This is a genomic window from Nocardioides marinisabuli (assembly GCF_013466785.1).
GTDB classification, from domain to species: Bacteria; Actinomycetota; Actinomycetes; order Propionibacteriales; family Nocardioidaceae; genus Nocardioides; species Nocardioides marinisabuli.
The window spans coordinates 1,120,681-1,142,480 of record NZ_CP059163.1 but is presented as its reverse complement, the minus strand read 5'-3'; the positions used below and the strand labels follow the sequence as shown (position 1 = coordinate 1,142,480).

At 72.5% G+C, this 21,800-nt stretch carries 23 protein-coding genes and 1 tRNA gene; 16 read left to right on the top strand and 8 right to left on the bottom strand.

Annotated features, from left to right (window positions below):
• Window positions 1–54: 54 nt before the first annotated feature.
• The 4 genes from H0S66_RS05540 (at window position 55) to H0S66_RS05525 (ending at window position 3,257) form a co-directional block, all read left to right on the top strand.
• Window positions 55–990, top strand: a complete 936-nt coding sequence (locus tag H0S66_RS05540) for an ABC transporter ATP-binding protein (protein WP_179614506.1) — start codon at window positions 55–57, stop codon at window positions 988–990.
• Entirely contained in the window at window positions 980–1,756 is a 777-nt protein-coding gene (locus tag H0S66_RS05535; protein WP_179614505.1) for an ABC transporter permease subunit, read from the top strand. The genes H0S66_RS05540 and H0S66_RS05535 overlap by 11 nt, the downstream gene beginning before the upstream one ends.
• Window positions 1,757–1,761: 5 nt before the next feature.
• Window positions 1,762–2,607, top strand: coding sequence for an ABC transporter permease (locus tag H0S66_RS05530; RefSeq protein WP_179614504.1), 846 nt, complete (start codon window positions 1,762–1,764; stop codon window positions 2,605–2,607).
• A 62-nt stretch (window positions 2,608–2,669) separates the two neighbouring features.
• On the top strand, window positions 2,670–3,257 hold the full coding sequence (locus H0S66_RS05525; RefSeq protein WP_179614503.1) for a GTP pyrophosphokinase: 588 nt from the start codon (window positions 2,670–2,672) through the stop codon (window positions 3,255–3,257).
• A 25-nt stretch (window positions 3,258–3,282) separates the two neighbouring features.
• Here the strand turns inward: H0S66_RS05525 and H0S66_RS05520 are convergent, their stop codons facing one another.
• Window positions 3,283–3,891 carry a TetR/AcrR family transcriptional regulator gene (locus H0S66_RS05520; RefSeq protein WP_179614502.1) on the bottom strand — a complete coding sequence of 203 codons (609 nt, stop codon included), beginning with the start codon at window positions 3,889–3,891 and terminating at the stop codon, window positions 3,283–3,285.
• Window positions 3,892–4,091: 200 nt separating this feature from the next.
• Here H0S66_RS05520 and H0S66_RS05515 point away from each other — a divergent pair, with 200 nt between their 5' ends.
• From H0S66_RS05515 to H0S66_RS05490, 6 genes are all read left to right on the top strand, one after another.
• Entirely contained in the window at window positions 4,092–6,323 is a 2,232-nt protein-coding gene (locus H0S66_RS05515) for an MMPL family transporter (RefSeq protein ID WP_179614501.1), read from the top strand.
• Between the two features lie 84 nt (window positions 6,324–6,407).
• Complete coding sequence (locus H0S66_RS05510) at window positions 6,408–7,187, top strand: phosphatase PAP2 family protein (protein ID WP_179614500.1); 780 nt, start codon at window positions 6,408–6,410, stop codon at window positions 7,185–7,187.
• Window positions 7,184–7,678, top strand: a complete 495-nt coding sequence (locus H0S66_RS05505; RefSeq protein ID WP_179614499.1) for a hypothetical protein — start codon at window positions 7,184–7,186, stop codon at window positions 7,676–7,678. Before H0S66_RS05510 ends, H0S66_RS05505 begins: the two co-directional genes overlap by 4 nt.
• Complete coding sequence (locus H0S66_RS05500) at window positions 7,675–8,256, top strand: DedA family protein (RefSeq protein ID WP_179614498.1); 582 nt, start codon at window positions 7,675–7,677, stop codon at window positions 8,254–8,256. The genes H0S66_RS05505 and H0S66_RS05500 overlap by 4 nt, the downstream gene beginning before the upstream one ends.
• Window positions 8,257–8,343: 87 nt before the next feature.
• Window positions 8,344–8,420 (top strand) — tRNA-Asp (locus H0S66_RS05495).
• A gap of 67 nt (window positions 8,421–8,487) precedes the next feature.
• Window positions 8,488–8,862 (top strand): metallopeptidase family protein, encoded by a 375-nt coding sequence (locus H0S66_RS05490; RefSeq protein WP_179614497.1) that lies wholly within the window; start codon window positions 8,488–8,490, stop codon window positions 8,860–8,862.
• Between the two features lie 19 nt (window positions 8,863–8,881).
• Here H0S66_RS05490 and H0S66_RS05485 read toward each other — a convergent pair whose 3' ends face one another.
• From H0S66_RS05485 to H0S66_RS05475, 3 genes are read right to left on the bottom strand one after another with little or no spacing between them, the layout of a single operon-like run.
• Window positions 8,882–9,214: a fluoride efflux transporter FluC gene (locus H0S66_RS05485; protein ID WP_179614496.1), complete on the bottom strand. Its 333-nt coding sequence runs from the start codon at window positions 9,212–9,214 to the stop codon at window positions 8,882–8,884.
• Window positions 9,211–9,633, bottom strand: a complete 423-nt coding sequence (locus tag H0S66_RS05480; RefSeq protein ID WP_179614495.1) for a CrcB family protein — start codon at window positions 9,631–9,633, stop codon at window positions 9,211–9,213. Before H0S66_RS05480 ends, H0S66_RS05485 begins: the two co-directional genes overlap by 4 nt.
• Window positions 9,634–9,683: 50 nt before the next feature.
• A complete protein-coding gene (locus H0S66_RS05475) occupies window positions 9,684–10,607 on the bottom strand; it encodes an ATP-binding protein (RefSeq protein WP_179614494.1) in 924 nt (307 codons plus the stop codon).
• A 281-nt stretch (window positions 10,608–10,888) separates the two neighbouring features.
• Between H0S66_RS05475 and H0S66_RS05470 the strand changes: the two genes are divergently transcribed.
• Complete coding sequence (locus H0S66_RS05470) at window positions 10,889–12,382, top strand: NAD(P)/FAD-dependent oxidoreductase (protein WP_179614493.1); 1,494 nt, start codon at window positions 10,889–10,891, stop codon at window positions 12,380–12,382.
• Between the two features lie 27 nt (window positions 12,383–12,409).
• On the opposite strand, the gene H0S66_RS05465 is transcribed toward H0S66_RS05470, so the two are convergent.
• From H0S66_RS05465 to H0S66_RS05455, 3 genes are read right to left on the bottom strand one after another with little or no spacing between them, the layout of a single operon-like run.
• Window positions 12,410–13,087: a PaaI family thioesterase gene (locus H0S66_RS05465; protein ID WP_179614492.1), complete on the bottom strand. Its 678-nt coding sequence runs from the start codon at window positions 13,085–13,087 to the stop codon at window positions 12,410–12,412.
• A gap of 21 nt (window positions 13,088–13,108) precedes the next feature.
• Window positions 13,109–14,401 carry a hypothetical protein gene (locus tag H0S66_RS05460; protein ID WP_179614491.1) on the bottom strand — a complete coding sequence of 431 codons (1,293 nt, stop codon included), beginning with the start codon at window positions 14,399–14,401 and terminating at the stop codon, window positions 13,109–13,111.
• Between the two features lie 54 nt (window positions 14,402–14,455).
• A complete protein-coding gene (locus H0S66_RS05455; protein ID WP_179614490.1) occupies window positions 14,456–15,175 on the bottom strand; it encodes a TetR/AcrR family transcriptional regulator in 720 nt (239 codons plus the stop codon).
• A gap of 116 nt (window positions 15,176–15,291) precedes the next feature.
• Here H0S66_RS05455 and H0S66_RS05450 point away from each other — a divergent pair, with 116 nt between their 5' ends.
• The 4 genes from H0S66_RS05450 to H0S66_RS05435 all read left to right on the top strand — a co-directional run bounded on the left by H0S66_RS05450 (window position 15,292) and on the right by H0S66_RS05435 (window position 18,409).
• Window positions 15,292–16,110 (top strand): 3-hydroxybutyryl-CoA dehydrogenase, encoded by an 819-nt coding sequence (locus tag H0S66_RS05450; RefSeq protein WP_218876585.1) that lies wholly within the window; start codon window positions 15,292–15,294, stop codon window positions 16,108–16,110.
• Window positions 16,111–16,118: 8 nt separating this feature from the next.
• A complete protein-coding gene (locus H0S66_RS05445; RefSeq protein ID WP_179614488.1) occupies window positions 16,119–17,291 on the top strand; it encodes an acyl-CoA dehydrogenase family protein in 1,173 nt (390 codons plus the stop codon).
• 3 nt (window positions 17,292–17,294) lie between these two features.
• On the top strand, window positions 17,295–17,702 hold the full coding sequence (locus tag H0S66_RS05440; RefSeq protein WP_179614487.1) for a hypothetical protein: 408 nt from the start codon (window positions 17,295–17,297) through the stop codon (window positions 17,700–17,702).
• A gap of 221 nt (window positions 17,703–17,923) precedes the next feature.
• A complete protein-coding gene (locus H0S66_RS05435) occupies window positions 17,924–18,409 on the top strand; it encodes a VOC family protein (RefSeq protein ID WP_179614486.1) in 486 nt (161 codons plus the stop codon).
• Between the two features lie 23 nt (window positions 18,410–18,432).
• Here the strand turns inward: H0S66_RS05435 and H0S66_RS05430 are convergent, their stop codons facing one another.
• On the bottom strand, window positions 18,433–20,118 hold the full coding sequence (locus H0S66_RS05430) for a ribonuclease J (RefSeq protein WP_179614485.1): 1,686 nt from the start codon (window positions 20,116–20,118) through the stop codon (window positions 18,433–18,435).
• Window positions 20,119–20,209: 91 nt separating this feature from the next.
• On the opposite strand from H0S66_RS05430, the gene H0S66_RS05425 reads away from it, so the two are divergent.
• Window positions 20,210–21,781, top strand: coding sequence for a peptide chain release factor 3 (locus tag H0S66_RS05425; RefSeq protein ID WP_179614484.1), 1,572 nt, complete (start codon window positions 20,210–20,212; stop codon window positions 21,779–21,781).
• The last annotated feature ends 19 nt before the right edge of the window (window positions 21,782–21,800 follow it).

Below are 21,800 nucleotides of genomic sequence, written 5' to 3'. Positions count from 1 at the left end.
ACCTAAACTCCTCGCAGGCGGCCCCGGCCGGTCCAGCGCACCAGGAGATGTCTGATGAGTGAGCACGTCATCGAGTCCCGTGGACTCACCAAGCAGTACGGCGACTTCACGGCCCTCGCGGACCTCGACCTGGACGTGCGACGGGGAGAGATCTTCGGCTTCCTGGGGCCCAACGGCGCCGGCAAGTCCACGACCATGCGCACCCTGCTCGACCAGATCCGCGCCACCAGCGGTTCCGCCCGGATCCTCGGGATGGACATCCGCGAGGAGTCGGTGCGGATCCGTCGGCACCTGGGCTACCTGCCTGGTGACCTGGCGCTCTACCCCAAGCTGACGGGGCACCAGACGTTGCAGTACTTCGCCCGGCTCCGAGGCGGCGTGGACCAGTCCTACGTCGACCAGCTCGCCGAGCGGCTCGAGGCGGACCTGTCGAAGAAGGTCGGCGAGTACTCCACCGGCAACCGCCAGAAGATCGGGCTGATCCAGGCGTTCATGCACAAGCCCGACCTGCTGATCCTCGACGAGCCGAACGCCGGCCTCGACCCGCTCGTGCAGCAGGAGTTCCACTCGATGATGCAGGAGGTGCGCGACGACGGTCGCACCGTCTTCCTCTCCTCGCACACCCTCTCGGAGGTCGAGCGTGTGGCCGAGCGCGTCGGCATCATCCGCAACGGCCGTCTGGTCGTGGTGGAACGGGTCGACGAGCTCAAGCGCAAGGCCATCCGGCGCATCGACTTCGAGTTCGCGCACGACGTGCCCTCCGACCTCTTCCTCGGCGTCGAGGGGGTGCGCTCGTCCGAGGTCGAGGGCCGCATCGCGCACGTGTCCTTCGAAGGGTCGGTCAACTCCCTCCTCCAGGCCGCGATGACGCACGAGGTCGTCAACCTGCACAGCAAGGAGTCCGACCTCGAGGAGATCTTCCTGGCCTACTACCGCGACGCCCAGCCGCAGCACGAGCGCTCGGACGAGGAGCCCGCCGATGTCTACTGAGATCTTGGTCAAGGACCTGCGGGAGCGGTCGCTGCCGGTCGCGGCCCTGAGCATCGGGATCGGCATCCTGACCATCGGCGCGCTGGGCGTCTACTCGGGGATGAGCGACACGCTCGACGACCTGACGAAGGACTTCCCCGAGGAGCTGATGAGCTTCATGGGTGGCGACGCGCCCGGGGGGTACGTCGTCGGCGAGGTCTTCAACCTGATCGCTCCGCTGGCGTTGGTCGCTCTCGCGGTGATGACCGGTGCCGCCGCCACCGCGGGTGAGGAGGAGCGCAAGACCCTGGGCATGGTGATGGGCACCCCGGTCAGCCGCACCAGCGTGCTGGTCGGCAAGGCCGGTGCCCTGCTCGTCGCGCTGGGCGCCGCCACCGGAGGCTTCCTCCTGGCAGCCTCGGCGGCGACGGCCTGGTTCGACGTCGGCCTGTCGACCGGCAACGTCGTGGCCACCGCGGTCCACCTCGGCGCCCTGGCCCTGGCGTTCGGGGCCGTGGCGATGGCTGCGGGGGCCGTGACGGGCCGGGCGTCGGTCGCGGCCGGCGTGGCGGGCGGGATCGCGGTCGCGTCCTACCTGGCCAACAGCATGCTGCCGCTGGCCGACCTCGATGCCTGGGCCGAGCTGAGCCCCTGGTTCTACTACGCCGGCAGCGAGCCGCTCGTCAACGGCTTCGACCCGACCCACCTCCTGGTGCTGTGCGGGCTCGCGGCAGCGGCGTTCGCCGTGGCCGTCGTGGCCTTCAACCGCCGTGACCTGAAGGGCTGAGAGACATGAGCACCACCCGTACCGCCCCCACCCCCGCCACGCGCGCCGGTGCCGCCGGCAACCCCGGCATCGTCATCGCCTCCTACGCGGTCCGGGACAAGCTGGCCCTGCTCGGCACCGTCTCGGCGGCGATGCTGGGCATGGGACTGCTGGTCGGCGCGCTGTGGCCCTCCCTGAAGGACACCTTCGCCGACATCCAGGACTCGCTGCCCGACGCCTTCGTCACCGTCCTGGCGGGCGCCGACATGTCCACCCCCAGCGGGTGGGCCAACGCCGAGATGCTGTCGATGGTGGCGCCCGCCGCGGTCATCGCGGTGGCGGTGATCTCCGCAGCGAAGTCGGTCGCCGGGGAGGAGGAGTCGAAGACCCTGGGCGTGCTGCTGGCGGCACCCGTCCCTCGGTCGGCCTTCCTCTGGGCGAAGGTCGCAGCCACCGCTGTCCACGTCGTGCTGGCCTCGGTCGCGGTCGGCGTCGGGCTGCTGCTCGGTGACCTCGTCGGCGACATGGGGCTGGACGTGGCCGGCATCGTGGGCGCCAGCCTGCACGTCGCAGCGCTGGGGCTGCTGTTCGGGGCGGTCGCCCTCGCGGTGAGTGCCTGGAGCGGAAGTGCCCGGCTGACCACGGCGGTCGCTGCCGGCCTGGGTGGTCTCTCCTTCGCGCTCGCCAGCTTCCTGCCGCTCTCCGACTCGTTGACCGAGGGAGCCAGGACGAGTCCTTGGTACTACTACAACTCCAGCGACCCGCTCGCCAACGGGGCAGAGCCGGTCCACCTCCTCGTGCTCGTCGCGCTGGCGTCGCTCGTCCTCGTCGGCGGTCAGCGTGGCTTTGCCCGCCGCGACCTGAGGGGCTGAGGGCGCTGCCTGCCGACGACCCGTTCCGAGGCCCGGTCACGCCGGAGCTCACCCGCTTCCTGATGGCCTACAAGTTCGGCCTCGACGAGATGATGACGAAGATCAACATCCTCCGCGAGGAGCTCACGCTGGCCGACCGGTACTGCCCGATCGAGCACGTGAGCTCACGACTGAAGTCGCTGGAGAACATCCGCGAGAAGGCGCTGCGCATCGACTGCCCACCCACCCTCGAGGCGGTGCGGGACGGCATCTTCGACATCGCCGGCATCCGGATCGTGTGCAGCTTCATCTCCGACGCCTACACCGTCATGGAGATGGTGACCGGGCAGCCGGACGTCGAGCTGGTCCGGGCGCGCGACTACATCGCCGAACCGAAGTCCAACGGCTACCGGAGCCTGAACCTGGTGGTCCGCATCCCGGTCCACCTGTCCGACCGCGTCGAGCTCGTGCTCGTCGAGGTGCAGATCCGCACGGTCGCCATGGACTTCTGGGCGAGCCTCGAGCACAAGATCCACTACCGCTACCACCGCGCCGTCCCGCCCCGGCTCGCAGGAGACCTGCTCGACGCCGCCGAGATGGCCGGCCGGCTCGATGAGCACATGGAGCGCCTGCACGCCGAGGTGCTCGCTCGCGAGGGCGACGCTCCCTGACCGCGGGGAACAGCGTCCTCGTCAGTCAGTCCGTCGGCTCCGCGGCCCGGCGGCGTGCGGTCTGGTAGCCACGGAGGAGGGTCTCGCCGATGCCCTCCAGCTGCAGTCGCAGCTCGTCGTCGCTGACCGGGATCTCGCTGAGGATGGGGCCGGTCAGGGCCTGCGTGATGGCGGCGCCCCAGATCCGGCCGAGGGGCTCGTCGCGGTCCGCGACCAGCAGTGCGTCGATGCGGCCGCTGAGAGCCATGGCCGGCTCCACGACCACCGGGTGCGTCATCGCGGCCACGTCGCGGCTCAGCCACGCCGCGACCTGACGCTGACGGATCAGGTAGTCGATGTAGGCGTGCAACGCCTCGCGTCGCCGCGCACTCTCGCGCCGCACCGCCTCCACCTCGTCCAGGAGCTGGGCGAGGTCCGTGAACGCGGGCCCCACCACGGCGGCCAGGAGCTCCTCCTTGGACCGGAAGTGGTAGGTCACCGCGGCCTTGCTGACCCCCAACCGGTCGCCGATCATCGCGAGCGAGGTGCCGTTGTACCCGTGCTCGAGGAACAGGTCCAGGGCCGCGTCGACGAACCGCTGGCTCGGTCCAGCCGGTGTACCGGGCTGGTGGGAGGAGATCGCTGGGGACGGCATGGGGCGAGGTTAGCCGTCCACAGAGGTGACACACAAGCGAAACCACTTGTCGATCGACAAGGGCGGGACTGGCTGACCGGACAGCAAAATCTGTACGAGCGACAAGTCGATAACTTGACGATCGGCAAGTGACGGTGTCACTCTCTACTTGTCGATCGGTCAGATCGAGTCCACCTCATCCTCGTCAGGAGACGACTCCCATGGCTTCACTCCTCTACCGCATCGGACGCTTCGCGTTCGAGCGCCGCAGGCTGGTGCTCGCGGCCTGGCTGCTCGTGCTGGTCGCCGCCGGCGGACTGGCCGGCGCGTTCAGCAAGAACGCCGACGCCCAGCTGACCATCCCCGGCGTGGAGTCCGTGACCGCCACCGAGCTGCTGCAGGACCGCTTCCCGCAGGGCGCCGCGGGTGGAGCGACCGCCCGGGTCGTCTTCGCGGCCCCGGACGGCGAGCAGGTGAGCGACCCCCAGAACCGGACCGCCATCGAGGAGTCGCTCGCTGCCGTCGGCCAGGCCGCCCAGGTCGCGGCGGTGTCGGACCCGTTCGAGAGCCAGTCGGTCTCGCCGGACGGCACGGTCGCCTACGCGACCGTCTCCTACGCGGTCGCCGTCGACGCCATCACCGAGGAGGCCCGGGAGGGTCTGCTCGACAGTGGTGAGGCAGCCGAGGCCGCCGGGCTCCAGGTCGAGGTGGGTGGCGAGGCCACCCAGGCCGAGGCCCACCAGTCCGCAGCCGAGGCAATCGGCGTGCTCGTCGCGATGCTCGTGCTCGCGGTGACCTTCGGCTCGCTGGTGGCGGCCGGGCTGCCCCTGCTCACCGCGCTCATCGGCGTCGGCGTCGGCATGGCCGGCACCCTGGCCCTCTCGGCCGTGGTCGACCTGACGAGCACCGCGCCCACCCTGGGCCTGATGGTCGGGCTGGCGGTCGGCATCGACTACGCGCTGTTCATCTCCATCCGCCACAAGCAGCACCTGGCCGAGGGCATGGACCCGCACGAGTCCGCCGGCATGTCCGTCGGCACCGCCGGCAGCGCGGTGGTCTTCGCCGGTGCCACGGTGATGATCGCGCTCGCCGGTCTCACGGTCGTCGGCATCCCGTTCCTGACCACGATGGGTCTCGTGGCTGCCGGCATGGTCGGTGTCGCCGTCCTGGTCGCGCTCACCCTGGTGCCCGCGCTGCTCGGCTTCGCCGGTCGGTCGTTCAACAAGTACCCCGTCCCGGGGCTCAAGGGCCGCCAGGCGCGCCTGGCCTCCAACGAGTCGACCGGCACCCGCTGGGCCAAGCTCGTCACCAAGCGTCCTGCCGCGTTCCTGCTCGCCGCCGTGATCGGCACCGGCATCCTCGCCGTGCCGGCGCTCGACCTCGAGCTGGGCCTGCCCGACGAGGGCAACCTGAGCTCCGAGACCACCCAGCGCCAGGCCTACGACCTCCTCGCCGACGGGTTCGGCCCGGGCTTCAACGGGCCGCTGACCGTCGTGGTCGACGGCGCCGGGACCGGTGGTGTGCAGGAGGCGGCCGACACCACCGTCGAGGCCCTGAGCGGGCTCGACGACGTGGCCGGTGTCGCGCCCGCGACGCTCAACCCGGCCGGTGACACCGCGATCATCACCGTGTTCCCCGAGAGCGGCCCGGCCGACAGTGCGACCAAGGACCTGGTCGGGTCGATCCGCGACCTGCAGCCCGAGGTCGCCGAGGCGACGGGCGGCGAGATCTACGTGACCGGCAACACCGCGCTGGGCATCGACATCTCCGACAAGCTGACCGGCGCCCTGCCGCTCTTCCTGATCGTGGTCGTCGGCCTCTCGCTGGTGCTGCTCACCGTCGCCTTCCGCTCCATCCTGGTGCCGCTCAAGGCCACCGCCGGGTTCCTGCTCAGCCTGGCGGCCACCTTCGGCGCGCTGGTGGCGGTCTTCCAGTGGGGCTGGCTCGCCGAGCTGATCGGCGTGGAGTCGACCGGGCCGATCATCAGCTTCCTGCCCATCCTCCTCGTGGGCCTGCTCTTCGGTCTCGCGATGGACTACGAGGTGTTCCTCGTCAGCCGGATGCGCGAGGACTACGTGCACGGGGCCTCGCCGCGCGAGTCGATCGTCGGCGGCTTCCGCCACGGCGCCCGGGTGGTCACGGCGGCCGCGCTGATCATGGCCTCCGTCTTCGCCGGCTTCATCCTCGGTGACGACGCGACCATCAAGTCGATCGGCTTCGCGCTGGCCTTCGGTGTGCTCATCGACGCCTTCGTGGTGCGGATGACCATGGTCCCGGCCGTGATGGCGCTGCTGGGCGACAAGGCCTGGTACCTGCCGTCGTGGCTCGACCGCATCCTGCCGGACGTCGACATCGAGGGCGCCAAGCTCGAGCGGGACCACCCGGCCGAGCCCGCCGCGGGCGCCGAGGACCCGACCTCCGACGGCGACCAGGTGCCGCAGCCTGTCGGCTGAGTGCCGAGCCCGGCCGCACGGTTCCCGTGCGGCCGGGCCTCGCGCCTGCCCGCCCGTCCTCGCCCGGACCCCAGGAGGAACCGGATGTCCCACCACCCGACCACGGCCAGACGTCGCCTGGGCCTCCTGGCTCGACTCGCTGTCGAGGCCGCCGTCGTGGGCGTCCTGTTCGTCCTCTACAACCTCGGTCGTGTCTCCCTCGAGGGCCAGGAGCACACGGCCCGGAGCAACGCCGACCTCGTCCGCAGGGTGGAGGGTGTGCTCGGGCTGCCCTCCGAGGCGCAGCTGCAGGGGGCGCTGCTCGGGGTCCCGGACCTGCTGGTCGCCGCCAACCACTACTACGTCGGACTGCACTTCCCGGTGATGGTCGTCTTCCTGGTCTGGGGCTTCCTGGCCCGGCCCCGGGCCGAGTACGCCTGGGCGCGCAACCTGCTCGCGACCCTGACCTTCCTGGGGCTGGTGCTCCACGTGGCCTTCCCGCTGGCGCCGCCGCGCATGTTCCCGGAGTGGGGATTCGTCGACACGATGGCGGTCTGGGGGCCCTCCGCCTACGACGGTGCCAGCGCCGCGGTCGCCAACCAGTACGCGGCGATGCCCAGCCTGCACATCGGGTGGGCCCTGCTGATCGCGTTGGTCCTCGTGCGGACCGGGCCACGACCGTTGGCCGCCGTGGCGGTGCTCCATGCGGCTGTGACCGTCCTCGTCGTGGTGGTGACCGCCAACCACTGGTGGCTCGACGGTCTCGTCGCTGCGCTGCTCCTCGGGGCCGCCGCCTGGCTGCTGCCAGGGCCGGGCGTCTCGGCCCTCGCACGACTGGGCGCGAGCCCGTCGGTCCGGGTGGCGGCCCAGGACGTGCACGCATGAACGTCGGCACCCAGGTCCGGACGGAAGGGCGTCGCTGGCGTGCGCTGCGGCACCCGACGGTGCCGACCTACGTCCACCGGGCCGACCGTGCGGCGTGGCTCGACCTCGCCGCCCACCTGGGCGCGGCGGTGACGCCGAAGAGCCTGCTGGGCCAGCTGCGCCGCGCGCACCAGCGGCTCCCCGGGTGGATCGAGGTGGTGGGGGTGGACCTGACCGGGCTCACGGAGATCTCGATGGACCTCGCGGTCCTGCTCTGCCTCGAGGGCCGGATGCTGCGCGTGCGCGGCATCGACCTCGCCGTCGTCGTCCGGCACGACGTGAGGGCCCCCGAGAGCGCGGTCCAGATGCTGCAGCGGTTCCAGATCTGGCCCGTCGAGGGGCCCCGCCTCGACGAGCTGGTGCGGGCTGCCGCGCAGGCGCGTCGGGGTCAGCGAGGGTGGACCTCGCTGCCCGAGGGCCGGGTCCTGCCGGCGCCGGGACCGGGCGCGTGAGCTCGGCCGACGGGTGGTCGGTGCTGCTGGCAGGGCTGCTCGCCTTCGCCGAGTCCGCACTGGGGGTGGGCGCCTTCTTCCCGGGCGAGGTGGCCATCACCGCCGTGGTGGCGGGTCTGGACCGCGCGAGCCAGGGCGCCGCCGTGCTGGTCCTCGCCCTCGGCGCCACCGCTGGGGACCACGTCGGCTACCTGCTGGGACGCCGCTTCGGGCCGCGTCTGGCGGGGTCCCGGCTCGTACGGCGCGTGGGCGTGGACCGGTGGGCCACCGCGACCCGGCTGGTGCAGCGGCGAGGCGCCCCCGCGGTCTTCGTGAGCAGGTTGCTGCCGCTGGTGCGCACCGTCATGCCCGCCGTGGCCGGGGTCGCCGGCATGCGCTACGCCTGGTTCGCTGCGGCCTCGGTCTCCGGGTCGCTGGTGTGGGCGATGGTGTGGGTCACCGCGGGAGGTGCCGTCCGCGCCCTGGGGGCCCTGGCCGGTCCGGCGGGGTTGCTGCTCCTGGTCTCCGCGGTCGGTGCGGCAGGCCTGGTGAGGTGGGTGCTGCGGCGCCGAGCGGCGCGCGCCACGGCCCGGGCGTGACGGGTCGGGACCTCGAATTGGGTGCGGCGCCGGTCGTGGGTTAGAGTTCCGACGCTTCGCCGGTGAGGTTTGACCGGCACTAGCGATGGCCCCGTAGCGCAGTTGGTTAGCGCGCCGCCCTGTCACGGCGGAGGCCGCGGGTTCGAGTCCCGTCGGGGTCGCCAGCACGAAGCGGGGAGCTCCGGACCGTCACGGTTCGGAGCTCTTCTGCATCTCGGGCACGATGGGGTCGTGCCCCTGGATCCGCTCGACCCGCTCGTCACCGACCCCGCGCGCTTCGACGCCCTGGTCGAGACGGCGCTCGACGAGATCCCCGAGGAGCTCGCCACGCTGGTGCGCAACCTGGTGGTGCTCGTCGAGGAGGAGCCGCCGCCCGAGGAGCCCGACGACCTGCTCGGCCTCTACGACGGGGTCGCGCTGACCCACCGCGACTCGTGGGGGCCCGCCGGGCTGCCCGACCGCATCTTCCTCTTCCGCGGTCCGCTGCTCGACTTCTGCGACACCCCCGAGCAGCTGGCCCACGAGGTGCGGGTCACCGTCGTCCACGAGGTCGCGCACCACTTCGGCATCGACGACGCCCGGCTGCACGACCTCGGCTACGCCTGAGGCCCCGCAGCCGCCGCCCTCACACCTGGGCGCCGACGACGAAGCCGAGCGTGCACAGGGCCAGCGAGCCCCCCAGCGTCACCACGACGTACGTCGCCGCGCGGCGCCCGCGGTCGTGGGCCTGCACCGCGAACGACGAGTAGGTGGTCAGCGCGCCGCAGAAGCCGGTGCCCAGCAGGGCCAGGGCGTGCCCGCGCAGCGCCAGGCCCACCAGCACCCCGAGCAGCAGCGACCCGGCCAGGTTGGCCAGCAGGGTGCCCCGCGGGAACCTCGCGGAGTCCAGGCGCGCCCCCAGCCACCACCGCAGCGCCGCGCCCCCGGCGCCGCCCAGGGCCACCAGCAGCGGCGTCACCGCGCGGGCCCCGGCTCGACCCGGACCGGCGGCCAGCGCCGTCGCGCCAGCGCCACGGCCCCCAGCGACGCCGCCAGCGTCAGCGCGACCAGCGCGGCGGCGCTCACCACCCGCCCCTCGTCGAGCAGCGAGCGGGTCTGCTCCGAGGCGGCGGACAGCGTGGTGAACCCGCCGAGCAGACCGGGGCCGAGGCCCACCAGCAGCAGCGGCCGGCGGCGTACGGCGGGCAGGACCGGCAGGGCGGCGAGGGCGAACGACCCGGTGACGTTGACGACCAGCGTCGCCGCCACGAGCCAGTCGCCGCCTGGCACGCTCGCCCCGACCGACCAGCGCAGCACTGCGCCGACCGCACCGCCGAGGGCCACGGCGGCGAGCGCCGGGGCACCCGAGGCCGGGCCGGGCGGGGGGTGCGGGCTCACGCGCCGACCCTAGTGGCCGGTCGCGGGGCCGTCCGGCCGGTGGTGCCGTCTCAGCAGACGCCGCTGTGCCGGTCCGCGCCGACCCAGCGGGTGGGCTCGTCGCCCCGGGCCTGGCGGACGAACTCGCCGAGGTACCACTGCTGGAAGCGCCGCTGCTCCTCGGAGCGGGCCAGGGAGAGCAGGCGCTGCTCGCGGCAGAACTGGTCGGCCATGTCGAGCAGCTCGACGAACTTCTGCGTGGTGTCGGCGCTCGAGCGGGACACCACGACCTCGACGTCGGTGGTGCTCTCGCCCCGCTGCTCGGCCACCGCGATCTCCTCGGTGCCCACGGCCTGGCGCAGCTCGCGGTCGATGTCGCCGAAGAGGTCGGAGAGGTCCTTGGCGATCGGGTAGTCGGACTCGTGGGCCAGGGCCAGCAGCCGCACCTCGCGCCGCAGCTCGCTGAAGTGCCGCTCGAAGGCCTGGTAGAGCTCGACGGGGACGCCGGGGACGTGCACGGTGACGGGGTCGGCGGGCGCGGCTCCGGGCACCTCGTCGAGGCCGGTGATGACGCCCTGCACGCCGTCGTCGGTGGCGAACTGCGCAGCGGGGGCGAACCAGACCACCTTGCCGTCGGCCTCGATCTCGGCGCCCCAGGCGTCGGAGGAGCGGGCCACGATGCTCAGGCCCCGCCCGAAGGTCAGCAGCAGGTCGTCCTCGTCGCCGGGCTCGGCGGGGGTGGGCAGCACCGGCCGCTCGCGCGAGGCGTCGCGCACCTCGACCCGGGGGTGCTCCCGGGTGCCGCGCACGCGCACCCGGATCGGGCCCTCACCGTGCAGGAGCGCGTTGGTCACCAGCTCGGAGACGCCCAGCTCGGCGCACTCGGCGAGCTCGGGCCGGTCGATGTCGCGGCAGGTGTCGACGACCCAGCGCCTCGCGTCCTGGACGCTGCGAGGTCCTGCGCCCAGCAAGAGGGCGGGCCGGTTCAGCGGCACTGGCGAACTCCCACGGTGGACATCAGGACGGGCGGCATCAACTGCACTGGTGCCCGCATACCCCGCCGGGCTCGGGGGCAAACCGTGGGTCGTCGAATTTTCACCCGTCGTGACGGTGTGACGGACCATACGGATGGTGGGCGCCCGCCCCGAGGTTGAGACAGTGGTGGCCGGGGCATCGGCGACAATGGGTGCCCGAGGCACCCGTGCCGGCACCGATCCGCCGACCACGACGTACGACCACCCGGGGCGCCGGCCCCGGACACGAGAGGTGAGCACCCATGACCGCGACCCAGGACGCCACGCCCGAGGCCGCCCGACGCCACCGGGTGGTGGTCATCGGCTCCGGCTTCGGCGGTCTCTTCGGCACCAAGCACCTGCGGCGCTCCGACGTCGAGGTGACGATGATCGCCAAGACGACCCACCACCTCTTCCAGCCGCTGCTCTACCAGGTGGCGACCGGCATCCTCTCCGAGGGCGAGATCGCGCCCCCGACCCGCGAGGTGCTCAGCGGCCAGGACAACGCGACCGTGCTGCTCGGCGAGGTCACCGACATCGACCTGGAGGAGCGCCGCGTCAGCTTCCACGTGCTGGGGCGCGAGACCGTCGCCGAGTACGACTCGCTGATCGTCGCTGCCGGCGCGGGCCAGTCCTACTTCGGCAACGACCACTTCGCCGAGTTCGCTCCCGGCATGAAGAGCATCGACGACGCCCTCGAGCTGCGCGGCCGCATCTTCGGCGCCTTCGAGATGGCCGAGCTGGCCGCCCGCCGCGGCGAGGAGGTCGACCACCTGCTCACCTTCGTCGTCGTCGGCGCCGGACCCACCGGCGTCGAGATGGCCGGGCAGATCGCCGAGCTCGCGCACCGCACCCTGCGCCGCGACTTCCGCCACATCAACACCCGCCAGGCCCGCGTGCTGCTCGTCGACGCGGCGCCCCAGGTGCTTCCGCCCTTCGGCGCCAAGCTGGGCGAGAAGACCAAGAAGGAGCTCGAGGACCTCGGTGTCGAGGTGATGCTCGGCGCCATGGTCACCGACGTCGACGAGCGCGGCCTCGAGATGTCCTACAAGGACGGGCGCACCGTCCGGGTCGAGGCCATCACCAAGATCTGGGCCGCCGGCGTGCAGGGCAGCCCGCTGGGCAAGACCCTCTCCGAGCAGACCGGGGCGCCCCTCGACCGGGCCGGACGCATCAGCGTCAACCCCGACCTGACCCTGCCCGGGCACCCCGAGGTGTTCGTCGTCGGCGACATGATCGCCCTCGACAACCTGCCCGGCGTGGCCCAGGTGGCCATCCAGGGCGCCAAGTACGCCGCCAAGGAGATCGACGGACGGCTCAAGGGCAAGCCCGCGCAGAAGCCCTTCAAGTACTTCGACAAGGGTTCGATGGCGACCATCAGCCGCTTCCGCGCGGTGGCGATGGTCGGCAAGCTGCGCCTGACCGGCTTCATCGCCTGGCTGATGTGGCTGGCGGTGCACCTCTTCTACATCACCGGCTTCAAGAACCGCGTCACGGCGGTGCTGCACTGGTTCGTCTCCTTCCTGGGTCGTGGGCGCTCCGAGCGCACCGCCACCGAGCAGCAGATCTTCGGGCGCAGCGCGCTCGCGCGGCTGCAACGCGGGGCCAGCGACCTGGTCTCCGAGCCGGGGGAGTATGACGACCTGCGCCGCAGCGCCGACTCCCAGCGGCGCGAGGAGCTGGAGGCCCAGGCCGCCGAGGAGGCCCGCCTCACCGACGCCGGCGAGCGCGGCACCAAGGTCGGCGACCGCGCCTGACCCCCTTCGTCGGTCGAGCAGGCGCGGTCACTCGAAGTAGCGCGGGGTCTGCTGGTCCGAGGCGTCCTGCTCGGCCAGGGCACGGCGGGCCCACCGCGGCAGGATGAAGACGCCCTCGGCCTCGACCGTGACGCCCTCGGGGCCCAGGATGTGCCCGCGCGCCCAGGTCTTGATCCCCTCGCTCCGCTCGATCCACGCCTCGGCGCGCAACGGGCCGAGCGGGGTGCCCTGGCGGTAGACGAGCGTCAGCGTGCCGGTCATCCCGGGCCGCCGTCCGGCTCCCGCGGCCTGGCCCAGCACCTGGTCGAGGATGAGCGCGGCGACGCCGCCGTGCACCAGCGTGGGCGGCCCCTCGTAGGCGGCGCCGAGGTGGAAGTCCGACCACACCCGGCCGCTGTCGCCCTCCTGCTCGACCACGAGCGGGGGCGCGACCGCGTTGCGCAGCCCCACCACGGCGTTGCCCCAGGCCCGGCCCTGTCCTCCCGCGCCCATGCGCACCCCGTAGGCCCCGTCGATCTGGCGGGCCCGCAGGCGGGCGGTGAGCGCCTCGACCTCCGCCTGGACCGCACGGACCTCGTCGTCGTCGACCTCGGTGCGGATGCCCGCGTCGACGAGTCCGCGCAGGGCGTCGGTGAACGGTCCGTAGAGAGCGCGCTGGCGCTCGCGCTCCTCGGTTGAGACGTCGTCCTTCGTGTATCCGACCACGAGGTCAGACTAGAACACGTTTCACCGACGCGGTCGGGCGTCGTCCGGCGGCGCGAGGTCGGGGCGGTGGTGGAGCAGGACCTCGGTGAAGGCGACCGGGTCGACCATCGAGGGGTCGACCACGAACGGGGCCATGGAGCGGCGGTGGAAGAGCACCTTCCAGCCTCGCGACCCGGGGCGGCCGCGCACCTCGATGGCCGTGTGCGGGTTGCCCAGGTCGAAGAGGTGCCGCCCGGCGGCGCTGCGGATCTCCAGGTGGCCCTGCTGGAACGTCATGTGCGTCGGGCTGGCGCTCGCGCGCACCGCCCAGATCACGGCGCTGAGCAGGGCCAGGACACCCGTGACGCCCAGGGCGGTCTCGGTCGGGTCGCCGTAGGCGATGTAGCCGGCCACCCCCGTCGCCGCCAGGCCCAGCAGGAGCAGCAGGCCGGTCGCCGCTCGTACTCCGCCGGGTGAGTGCAGCTCGGTGGGCAGCGGCGTGGCCGCGGGAGCGGGCAGGGGCGCGGGCGCGGGCTGTGCGGTGCGTGCCGGGCGTGCTGGTGGGGCCGGGGTGGCCGGTGCCTGCGCGCGCGCCGGGGCGGGCTGGGCCTGCGGTCCGCCGGAGACGGCCCGGTCGAGCTGGGAGCGCAGCGACGACGCTGCCGCTCCGAGGTGGGCGAGACGGGCGGGGTGGCGCCGGGCAGTCGGGCGAGCCGGGGTCGGCGCGGCCTCGGGCTCCGGCTCGCGCACCGGCGCGGGCTCCGGCGCCGGCTCGGGCTCGGGCTCGGGCTCGCGCACCGGCGCGGGCTCCGGCGCAGGCGTGGGCTCGGGCGCAGGCGTGGGCTCTGGCGCGGGCTCCGGCTCCGGTGGTGCGCCGACCGCCTCCTCGGTGTCCACCTCCGGCTCCGGCGCGACCTCCTCGGCGGGATCGAGAGCGGGATCGGCGTCGGCTGGGGCCGGCCCGCGACCGGGCCGGGTGCGGGCGCGCCACCCCCGGCGCTGCTCGGGCTGCTCGAGCGCGCGGCGCGCGGAGGCGGTGAGCACCGGCTCGAAGCCGTCGAGGTCGAGGCCCACCTCCGAGGCGGCCGCACGGGCGACCGGGGTCGCCTCCTCGACGGGCGCGGCAGGAGCGGGGGCAGGGACGGGATCAGGGATGGCAGCAGGCGGGGGAGCAGGGGCGGCTGGCCGGGCGGTCGGCCGCTCGAGCGGCTGGGTGCGCGCGATGCCGTACGTGCGGGGACGGGTCGCGGGGTCCTCGGCGGTGCGCTCGCGGTGCGCGAGCCACCGGTCGACGAGGTCGTCGCCCGGCTGCGCGTCCTGGTCCTCGGTGCTCATGGTGCTCCGATGGTCCCATCCAGGGCGGCTCGTGGGGCCGGAATCGGGGTGCGCTCAGCGCGGCGGCTCGGCGAGCGCCCGGCGCAGCGCCGGCAGCACCTCGTCGACGTCGCGCGGGGTGCGCAGCACCACCACCGACGTCCCTGCGTGGTCGAGCGACGGCCCGGCGCCGGGTGAGGGGTGGTCCAGCGCCTGCTCCAGGGCCGCGCCCAGCTCCTCGACGGCGCCGGCGTCGTCGACCGTGCCGCGCAGCCAGCGGCGCAGCACGTGGTTGTGAGCGGTCACCACCGCGGCCGCGACCAGCTCGGCGCGCAGGTCGCTGCCGGCCTCCTCGCCGGTCCACGAGCGCAGCGCGTCGCGGTAGACCCGGTGGTACTGCAGGGTGCTGGCCAGCTCGCGGTCGCGCAGCGTGGCCACGGTGCGGGTCAGCCGGTAGCGGGCCCGGGCCACGTCGCCCTCCTGCAGGTAGTGCTCCAGCACCAGCCGGGTCGCCTCGGCGATCCCGATCAGGGTGGCCGCGCCCGGCGCGGTCGCGGTCTCCAGCCGGCCCCGCACCCGCTCGATCAGGGCGGCGTGCTCGGGGAAGATCACGTCCTCCTTGGAGCCGAACGCCCGGAAGAACGTGGTGCGCCCGACCCCTGCGGCCTCGGCGATGTCGCCGACCGTCGTGGCGTCGTACCCGCGCTCCTCGAAGAGGGCGAAGGCGGCGGCTCGCAGCCGGTCGCGGACCTCGCCCGCGCCGGGCCGGCTCGACTGCGTGCTCGATTCGGGCACGGGACCTCCCAAGGTTGGTGAGACTCGATGCCGAGAGTACGGTACTGAGTACCGAACCAACGGATGGAGCGCGCGTGACGAGTGTCGAGAACGTCGGAGTGGTCGGCTGTGGCCTGATGGGGGCCGGCATCGCGGAGGTCTCCGCGAGGGCCGGGCTCGACGTGGTCGTGGTCGAGTCGAGCCAGGCCGCGGCCGAGGCCGGCCGGGCCCGCCTGGAGGGGTCGCTGCGGCGCGCGGAGTCGCGCGGCAAGCTCGACTCCGCCGACGAGGTCCTGGCCCGCATCCGGGTCGAGACCGAGCTCGAGGCGCTCGCGGACCGCGGGCTGGTGGTCGAGGCGATCGTCGAGGACGAGGCCGTCAAGGTCGACCTCTTCAAGCGCCTCGACGAGATCGTCACCGCGCCCGACGCGATCCTCGCGAGCAACACGTCCTCGATCCCGATCATGAAGCTCGGCGTCGTGACCTCGCGGCCCCAGCAGGTGCTCGGCATCCACTTCTTCAACCCGGTCCCGGTGCTCAAGCTCGTCGAGCTGGTGCCGAGCCTGCTGACCTCGGAGGAGACCACCACGACCGCGCGCTCCTTCGTCGAGGACCTGCTCGGCAAGCGCTCGATCCTCTGCCAGGACCGCGCCGGCTTCGTCGTCAACGCGCTGCTGGTGCCCTTCATCCTCTCCGGCATCCGGATGATGGAGTCGGGCTTCGCCTCGGCCGAGGACATCGACCAGGGCCTGGTGCTCGGCGCCGCCCACCCGCAGGGCCCGCTGGCCCTCGCCGACCTGATCGGCCTCGACACGACCAAGGCCGTGGCCGAGTCGCTGTACGAGGAGTTCAAGGAGCCCCTCTACGCCCCGCCGCCGCTGCTGGCCCGGATGGTCGACGCCGGCCTCCTGGGCCGCAAGTCCGGCCGCGGCTTCTACACCTACGACAAGAAGTGAGTGCCCCCGTGAGCGAGACGACCGACCTCTACGCCCTGCCCGAGGAGCACCGCGCGATCCGTGGCGCCGTGCGCGACCTGGTCGAGGCCAAGGTGGCGCCGTACGCCGCCGCCGTCGACGAGGAGGCCCGCTTCCCGCACGAGGCGGCCGCCGCGCTGCAGGCCGCGGACTTCCACGCCCCGCACGTGCCGGAGGAGTTCGGTGGGGCCGGCGCCGACGCGCTGGCCACCGTGCTGGTCATCGAGGAGATCGCCCGCGCCTGCGTGTCGTCCTCGCTGATCCCGGCCGTCAACAAGCTCGGCTCGCTGCCGGTGCAGATCGCGGGCTCGCAGGAGCTGAAGGCGACGTACCTCGGCGCGCTCGCACGCGGCGAGGGCGGGTTCTCCTACTGCCTCTCCGAGCCCGAGGCCGGCTCGGACGCGCTGTCGATGAAGACCCGCGCGGTGCGCGACGGCGACCACTGGGTGCTCAACGGCACCAAGCGCTGGATCACCAACGCCGGCGAGTCGGAGTACTACACCGTCATCGCCGTCACCGACCCCGAGAAGCGCTCCAAGGGCATCTCGGCCTTCGTGGTCGAGAAGTCCGACGAGGGCGTCTCCTTCGGTGCCCCCGAGAAGAAGCTCGGGATCAAGGGCTCGCCGACCCGCGAGGTCTACCTCGACAACGTGCGCATCCCCGCCGACCGGATGATCGGCGAGGAGGGCACCGGCTTCGAGACCGCGATGAAGACCCTCGACCACACCCGCGTCACCATCGCCGCGCAGGCCGTCGGCGTCGCGCAGGGCGCGCTCGACTACGCGCTGGAGTACGCCCAGGAGCGCCAGCAGTTCGGCAAGAACATCGCCGACTTCCAGGGCCTGCAGTTCATGCTCGCCGACATGGGCATGAAGGTGGAGGCCGCGCGCCAGATGACGTACGCCGCCGCCGGCCGCTCCGAGCGCGGCGACAGCGACCTGACCTTCTTCGGTGCCGCGGCCAAGTGCTTCGCCTCCGACGTGGCCATGGAAGTCACCGTCAACGCCGTGCAGGTGCTCGGCGGCTACGGCTTCACGCGCGACTACCCGGTCGAGCGGATGATGCGCGACGCCAAGATCACCCAGATCTACGAGGGCACCAACCAGGTGCAGCGGATCGTGATGGCGCGCCAGCTGCTGGCGGGGGTCCAGAGCGAGCTCTGACCGGTGGTGATGGTCGAGTCCTATCCCTCGGAGTTCTTCTTCTCGGTCATCGGTTCCATCGCCTGCTTCGGTGCCGCGGGTCTGTCGTGGTGGCAGCACCAGTGGTTCCTCCGCGGGTTCGGGAAGGCGGGCGTCGACGACTTCAGGAGCCGTCGAGAGGCGCTGTGGCGAGCGAGGCTGGGATTCACGTCTCTCCCCGCGACGTTCACGATGGTGTGCATGGCCTGCGCCCTCGGTTCCATCGCGCTGGCCATGGCGCTGGAGATCCGGGCGCTGCTGGTCCCGATGGTGCTCTCGCTCCTCCTCAGTGGAGGAACCACTGTGTGGGCATGGAAGGAGTTCGATCGCCCCAGTCCACGCCGGCGATGGCCCGAATTCGCGCTCAGTCTGCAGTCCGAGCTACGCGGATGAGCGTGTGACCGGGCGTCGGGAGCTCTCGCGACGAGGCGCCGGATCGACTGCGATGCCCTGACGACAGCGATGGAGGTGCCGCGCCTCCCTGGTCGCAGTGGCGTGCGCGCGCCGGGGTCGGCGGTGACCCAGCAACCTTCCGTCGCCGACACCTGGTTGCTGGCGCACCGCCCCGGCGGCGCGGGCGATGATTCGCCCGCGTCGCGCCGGTCCATCTCCACATGACCAACACGAGGATGTACCCGTGCCTGTGGTTCGACGGCGTGGCCGAGCAGGCGGCCGAGCACTACGTGGGGATCTTCCCCGACAGCCGTGTCGACAAGGTGTGGCGCTCGCCCGCCGACACCCCTGCCGGCCCGGCCGGCCAGGTGCTGGTGGTCGACCTCACGATCGCCGGGCAGCGGGTCCAGGCGCTCAACGGCGGCCCCGAGTTCAGCTTCAGCGAGGCCGTCTCGCTGGTCTACGAGTGCGAGGACCAGGCCGATGTCGACCGGCTGTGGGAGGCGCTGGGCGCCGACGGCGGTGAGCCCGGACCGTGCGGCTGGATCAAGGACCGCTTCGGCCTCTCGTGGCAGGTCGTCCCGACGCGGCTCAACGAGCTGCTCGACGACCCCGACCCCGACCGGGCCCGGCGCACGATGGAGGCCATGCTCACGATGGGCAGGCTCGACGTCGCCGAGCTCGAGCGGGCGGCCGCCGGCGGCTGAGCGCCACCGGCGGGCCACCGGGCTCAGGCGTCGACGACGACGGGGATGATCAGCGGGCTGCGGCGGAAGGTCTTGTGCGCCCACCGGCTGACGTCGCGGCTGATCATCTGCTCCAGCTGGTGGGCGTCGCCGATGCCCTCGGAGGCGGCCCGGGCCAGGGTCTTCTCGATGACCTGCACCGCCGGGTCGAAGGCCTTCGGCTCGTGCACGAAGCCGCGCACCAGGAAGTCCGGGCGGTCGGCCAGCTTGCCGGTGTCGGCGTCGACGATGGCCAGCACCGTCACCACGCCCTCCTCGGCCAGGGTGCGGCGGTCCTTGAGCGTGGCCTCGGTGGCGCCGCCGACCTGCTGGGCGTCGACGAAGACCAGCCCGGCGGGCACCTTGCCGGTCACCTTGGCGCGGCCCTTGACCAGGTCGACGACCACGCCGTCCTCGGCCAGCACGACGTTGGCGGCGTCCATGCCGGTGGAGATCGCCAGGTCGGCGTTGGCCCGCAGGTGGCGGTACTCGCCGTGCACCGGCATCACGTTGCGCGGCTTGATGATGTTGTAGCAGTAGACGAGCTCGCCGGCGCTCGCGTGGCCCGAGACGTGCACCTTGGCGTTGCCCTTGTGCACGACGTTGGCGCCCCAGCGGGTCAGCCCGTTGATGACGTTGGAGATGGCGTTCTCGTTGCCCGGGATGACCGAGCTGGCCATCAGGATCGTGTCGCCCTCGCCGACGCGGATCTTGTGGTCGCGCGAGGCCATCCGCGACAGCGCGGCCAGCGGCTCGCCCTGCGAGCCGGTGCAGATCAGGGTGGCCTTGTTGGCGGGCAGCCGCTCGAGCTGGTCGAGCGGCACGATCAGGCCCTCGGGCACCTTGAGGTAGCCCAGGTCGCCCGCGACGCCCATGTTGCGCACCATCGAGCGGCCCACGAAGGCGACCTTGCGCCCGTGCGCGTGGGCGGTGTCGAGCACCTGCTGGATGCGATGCACGTGGCTGGCGAAGCTGGAGACGATCACGCGGCGCGGCGCGGTGCGGAAGACGTGCTCGATCGCCGGGGTCAGGTCGCGCTCGGAGGTCGTGAACCCGGGCACCTCGGCGTTGGTGGAGTCGGTCATGAACAGGTCGACCCCCTCCTCGCCGAGGCGCGCGAAGGCGCGCAGGTCGGTGATGCGCCGGTCGAGGGGGAACTGGTCCATCTTGAAGTCGCCGGTGTGCAGCACCATGCCGGCGCGGGTGCGGATGGCGACCGCGAGACCGTCGGGGATCGAGTGGTTGACCGCGACGAACTCGCAGTCGAAGGGCGCCAGGTCGATCCGGTCGCCCTCCTTGACCTCGCGCAGCACCGGGCGGATGCGGTGCTCCTTGAGCTTCTCCTTGATCAGCGCCAGCGTCAGGCGCGAGCCGATCAGCGGGATGTCGGGGCGCTCGCGCAGCAGGTAGGGCACGCCGCCGATGTGGTCCTCGTGGCCGTGGGTCAGCACCACGCCGACGATCTTGTCGAGGCGGTCCCGGATCCAGGTGAAGTCGGGCAGGATCACGTCGACGCCGGGCTGGTGCTCCTCGGGGAAGAGCACGCCGCAGTCGACGATCAGCAGCTTGCCGGCGTGCTCGAAGACCGCCATGTTGCGGCCGATCTCGCCGAGGCCGCCGAGCGCCACGATCCGCAGGGCACCGGAGGGAAGCTTGGGGGGCGCCTGCAGCTCGGGGTGGGGGTGGCTCACTCGGTGTCCTCACGTACGTCGGGAAATGCGGACGGTCGACCCGTCCGCCCCGTCAGGGTAGTGGTCGCGGGCCGCCACGTAGAGTCGACGGGTGGATGAAGCAGACCTCCGACCGCGCCGCACCTTCGCCGTCATCAGTCACCCCGACGCCGGCAAGTCGACGCTGACCGAGGCGCTGGCCCTGCACGCCGCCGTCATCTCCGAGGCCGGAGCGGTGCACGGCAAGGGCGGGCGCAAGGGCACCGTGTCCGACTGGATGGAGATGGAGAAGGCCCGCGGCATCTCGATCACCTCCGCCGCGCTGCAGTTCGCGTACGGCGACCACGTGGTCAACCTGGTCGACACCCCCGGCCACGCCGACTTCTCCGAGGACACCTACCGGGTGCTCTCGGCGGTCGACTCCGCGGTGATGCTGGTCGACGCCGCCAAGGGCCTCGAGCCGCAGACGCTCAAGCTCTTCCAGGTGTGCGCCCACCGGGGCATCCCGGTCATCACGGTCATCAACAAGTGGGACCGCCCGGGCCTCGACCCGCTCGAGCTGCTCGACTCGATCGAGAAGCAGATCGGTCTGCGCCCGACCCCGCTGACCTGGCCGGTCGGCGTCGCCGGCGACTTCCGCGGCGTCCTGGACCGGCGTACGGGCGGGTTCGTGCGCTACACCCGCACCGCCGGCGGCAGCACCCGTGCGCCCGAGGAGCACCTCGACGCCGCCGCGGCGGCCGCCGCCGAGCCGGAGCGCTGGGAGGAGGCGCAGGAGGGCCACGAGCTGCTCAGCGCCGACGGCGCCGACCACGACCAGGAGAGCTTCCTGGCCGGGCGCACCACGCCGGTGCTCTTCGCCTCGGCGCTGTCGAACTTCGGCGTCGCCCAGATCCTCGAGGTGCTGATCGAGCTCGCCCCGCCGCCGGGGCCCACCGTCGCGGTCGACGAGACCGAGCGCCAGCCCGACGACGACTTCAGCGCCTTCGTCTTCAAGGTGCAGTCGGGCATGGACACCGCCCACCGCGACCGCCTCGCCTACGCCCGCGTCTGCTCGGGCACCTTCGAGCGCGGCATGGTCGTCACCCACGCCACCACCGGGCGCCCCTTCACCACCAAGTACGCCCAGGCCGTCTTCGGCCGTGAGCGGACCTCGGTCGAGCGGGCCCGCCCCGGCGACATCATCGGCCTGGTCAACGCCTCGGCGCTGCGGGTCGGCGACACCATCCACGCCGGGCCGCCGGTGCGCTACCCGCCGATCGCCAGCTTCGCCCCCGAGTACTTCAGCACCGTCAGCGTCACCGACACCGGCCGCTGGAAGCAGTTCCGCAAGGGCATCGAGCAGCTCGACCAGGAGGGCGTGATCCAGGTGCTGCGCTCGGAGTTCCGCGGCGAGCACGCCCCCGTGCTGGCCGCCGTGGGCCCGATGCAGTTCGAGGTCGTCAGCGCCCGCATGGAGTCGGAGTACCGCGCCCCGGTGCGCCTCGAGAGCCTCGACTACTCCATCGCGCGCCGCGTCGACCCCGAGCAGCGCGACGAGGTCGCCGCCCTGCGCGGGGTCGAGGTGATGGAGCGCACCGACGGGGCGCTGCTGGCGCTCTTCTCCGACCGGTGGCGCCTCGAGGCGATCGAGCGGATGAACCCGCACCTCAACCTCGAGCCGCTGGTGGCCGGCCGGGGCTGAGCCCTACCTGGCGGCGGGC

Bases quoted from the DNA above. Each gene is read 5' to 3' on its own strand.
- H0S66_RS05505 (WP_179614499.1), top strand. From the start codon at position 7,184: ATGAACGTCGGCACCCAGGTCCGGACGGAAGGGCGTCGCTGGCGTGCG.
- H0S66_RS05520 (WP_179614502.1), bottom strand. From the start codon at position 3,891: ATGCCGTCCCCAGCGATCTCCTCCCACCAGCCCGGTACACCGGCTGGA.
- H0S66_RS05535 (WP_179614505.1), top strand. From the start codon at position 980: ATGTCTACTGAGATCTTGGTCAAGGACCTGCGGGAGCGGTCGCTGCCG.
- H0S66_RS05525 (WP_179614503.1), top strand. From the start codon at position 2,670: ATGGCCTACAAGTTCGGCCTCGACGAGATGATGACGAAGATCAACATC.
- H0S66_RS05460 (WP_179614491.1), bottom strand. From the start codon at position 14,401: ATGAGCACCGAGGACCAGGACGCGCAGCCGGGCGACGACCTCGTCGAC.
- H0S66_RS05510 (WP_179614500.1), top strand. From the start codon at position 6,408: ATGTCCCACCACCCGACCACGGCCAGACGTCGCCTGGGCCTCCTGGCT.
- H0S66_RS05470 (WP_179614493.1), top strand. From the start codon at position 10,889: ATGACCGCGACCCAGGACGCCACGCCCGAGGCCGCCCGACGCCACCGG.
- H0S66_RS05515 (WP_179614501.1), top strand. From the start codon at position 4,092: ATGGCTTCACTCCTCTACCGCATCGGACGCTTCGCGTTCGAGCGCCGC.
- H0S66_RS05540 (WP_179614506.1), top strand. From the start codon at position 55: ATGAGTGAGCACGTCATCGAGTCCCGTGGACTCACCAAGCAGTACGGC.
- H0S66_RS05435 (WP_179614486.1), top strand. From the start codon at position 17,924: ATGACCAACACGAGGATGTACCCGTGCCTGTGGTTCGACGGCGTGGCC.
- H0S66_RS05530 (WP_179614504.1), top strand. From the start codon at position 1,762: ATGAGCACCACCCGTACCGCCCCCACCCCCGCCACGCGCGCCGGTGCC.
- H0S66_RS05450 (WP_218876585.1), top strand. From the start codon at position 15,292: ATGGGGGCCGGCATCGCGGAGGTCTCCGCGAGGGCCGGGCTCGACGTG.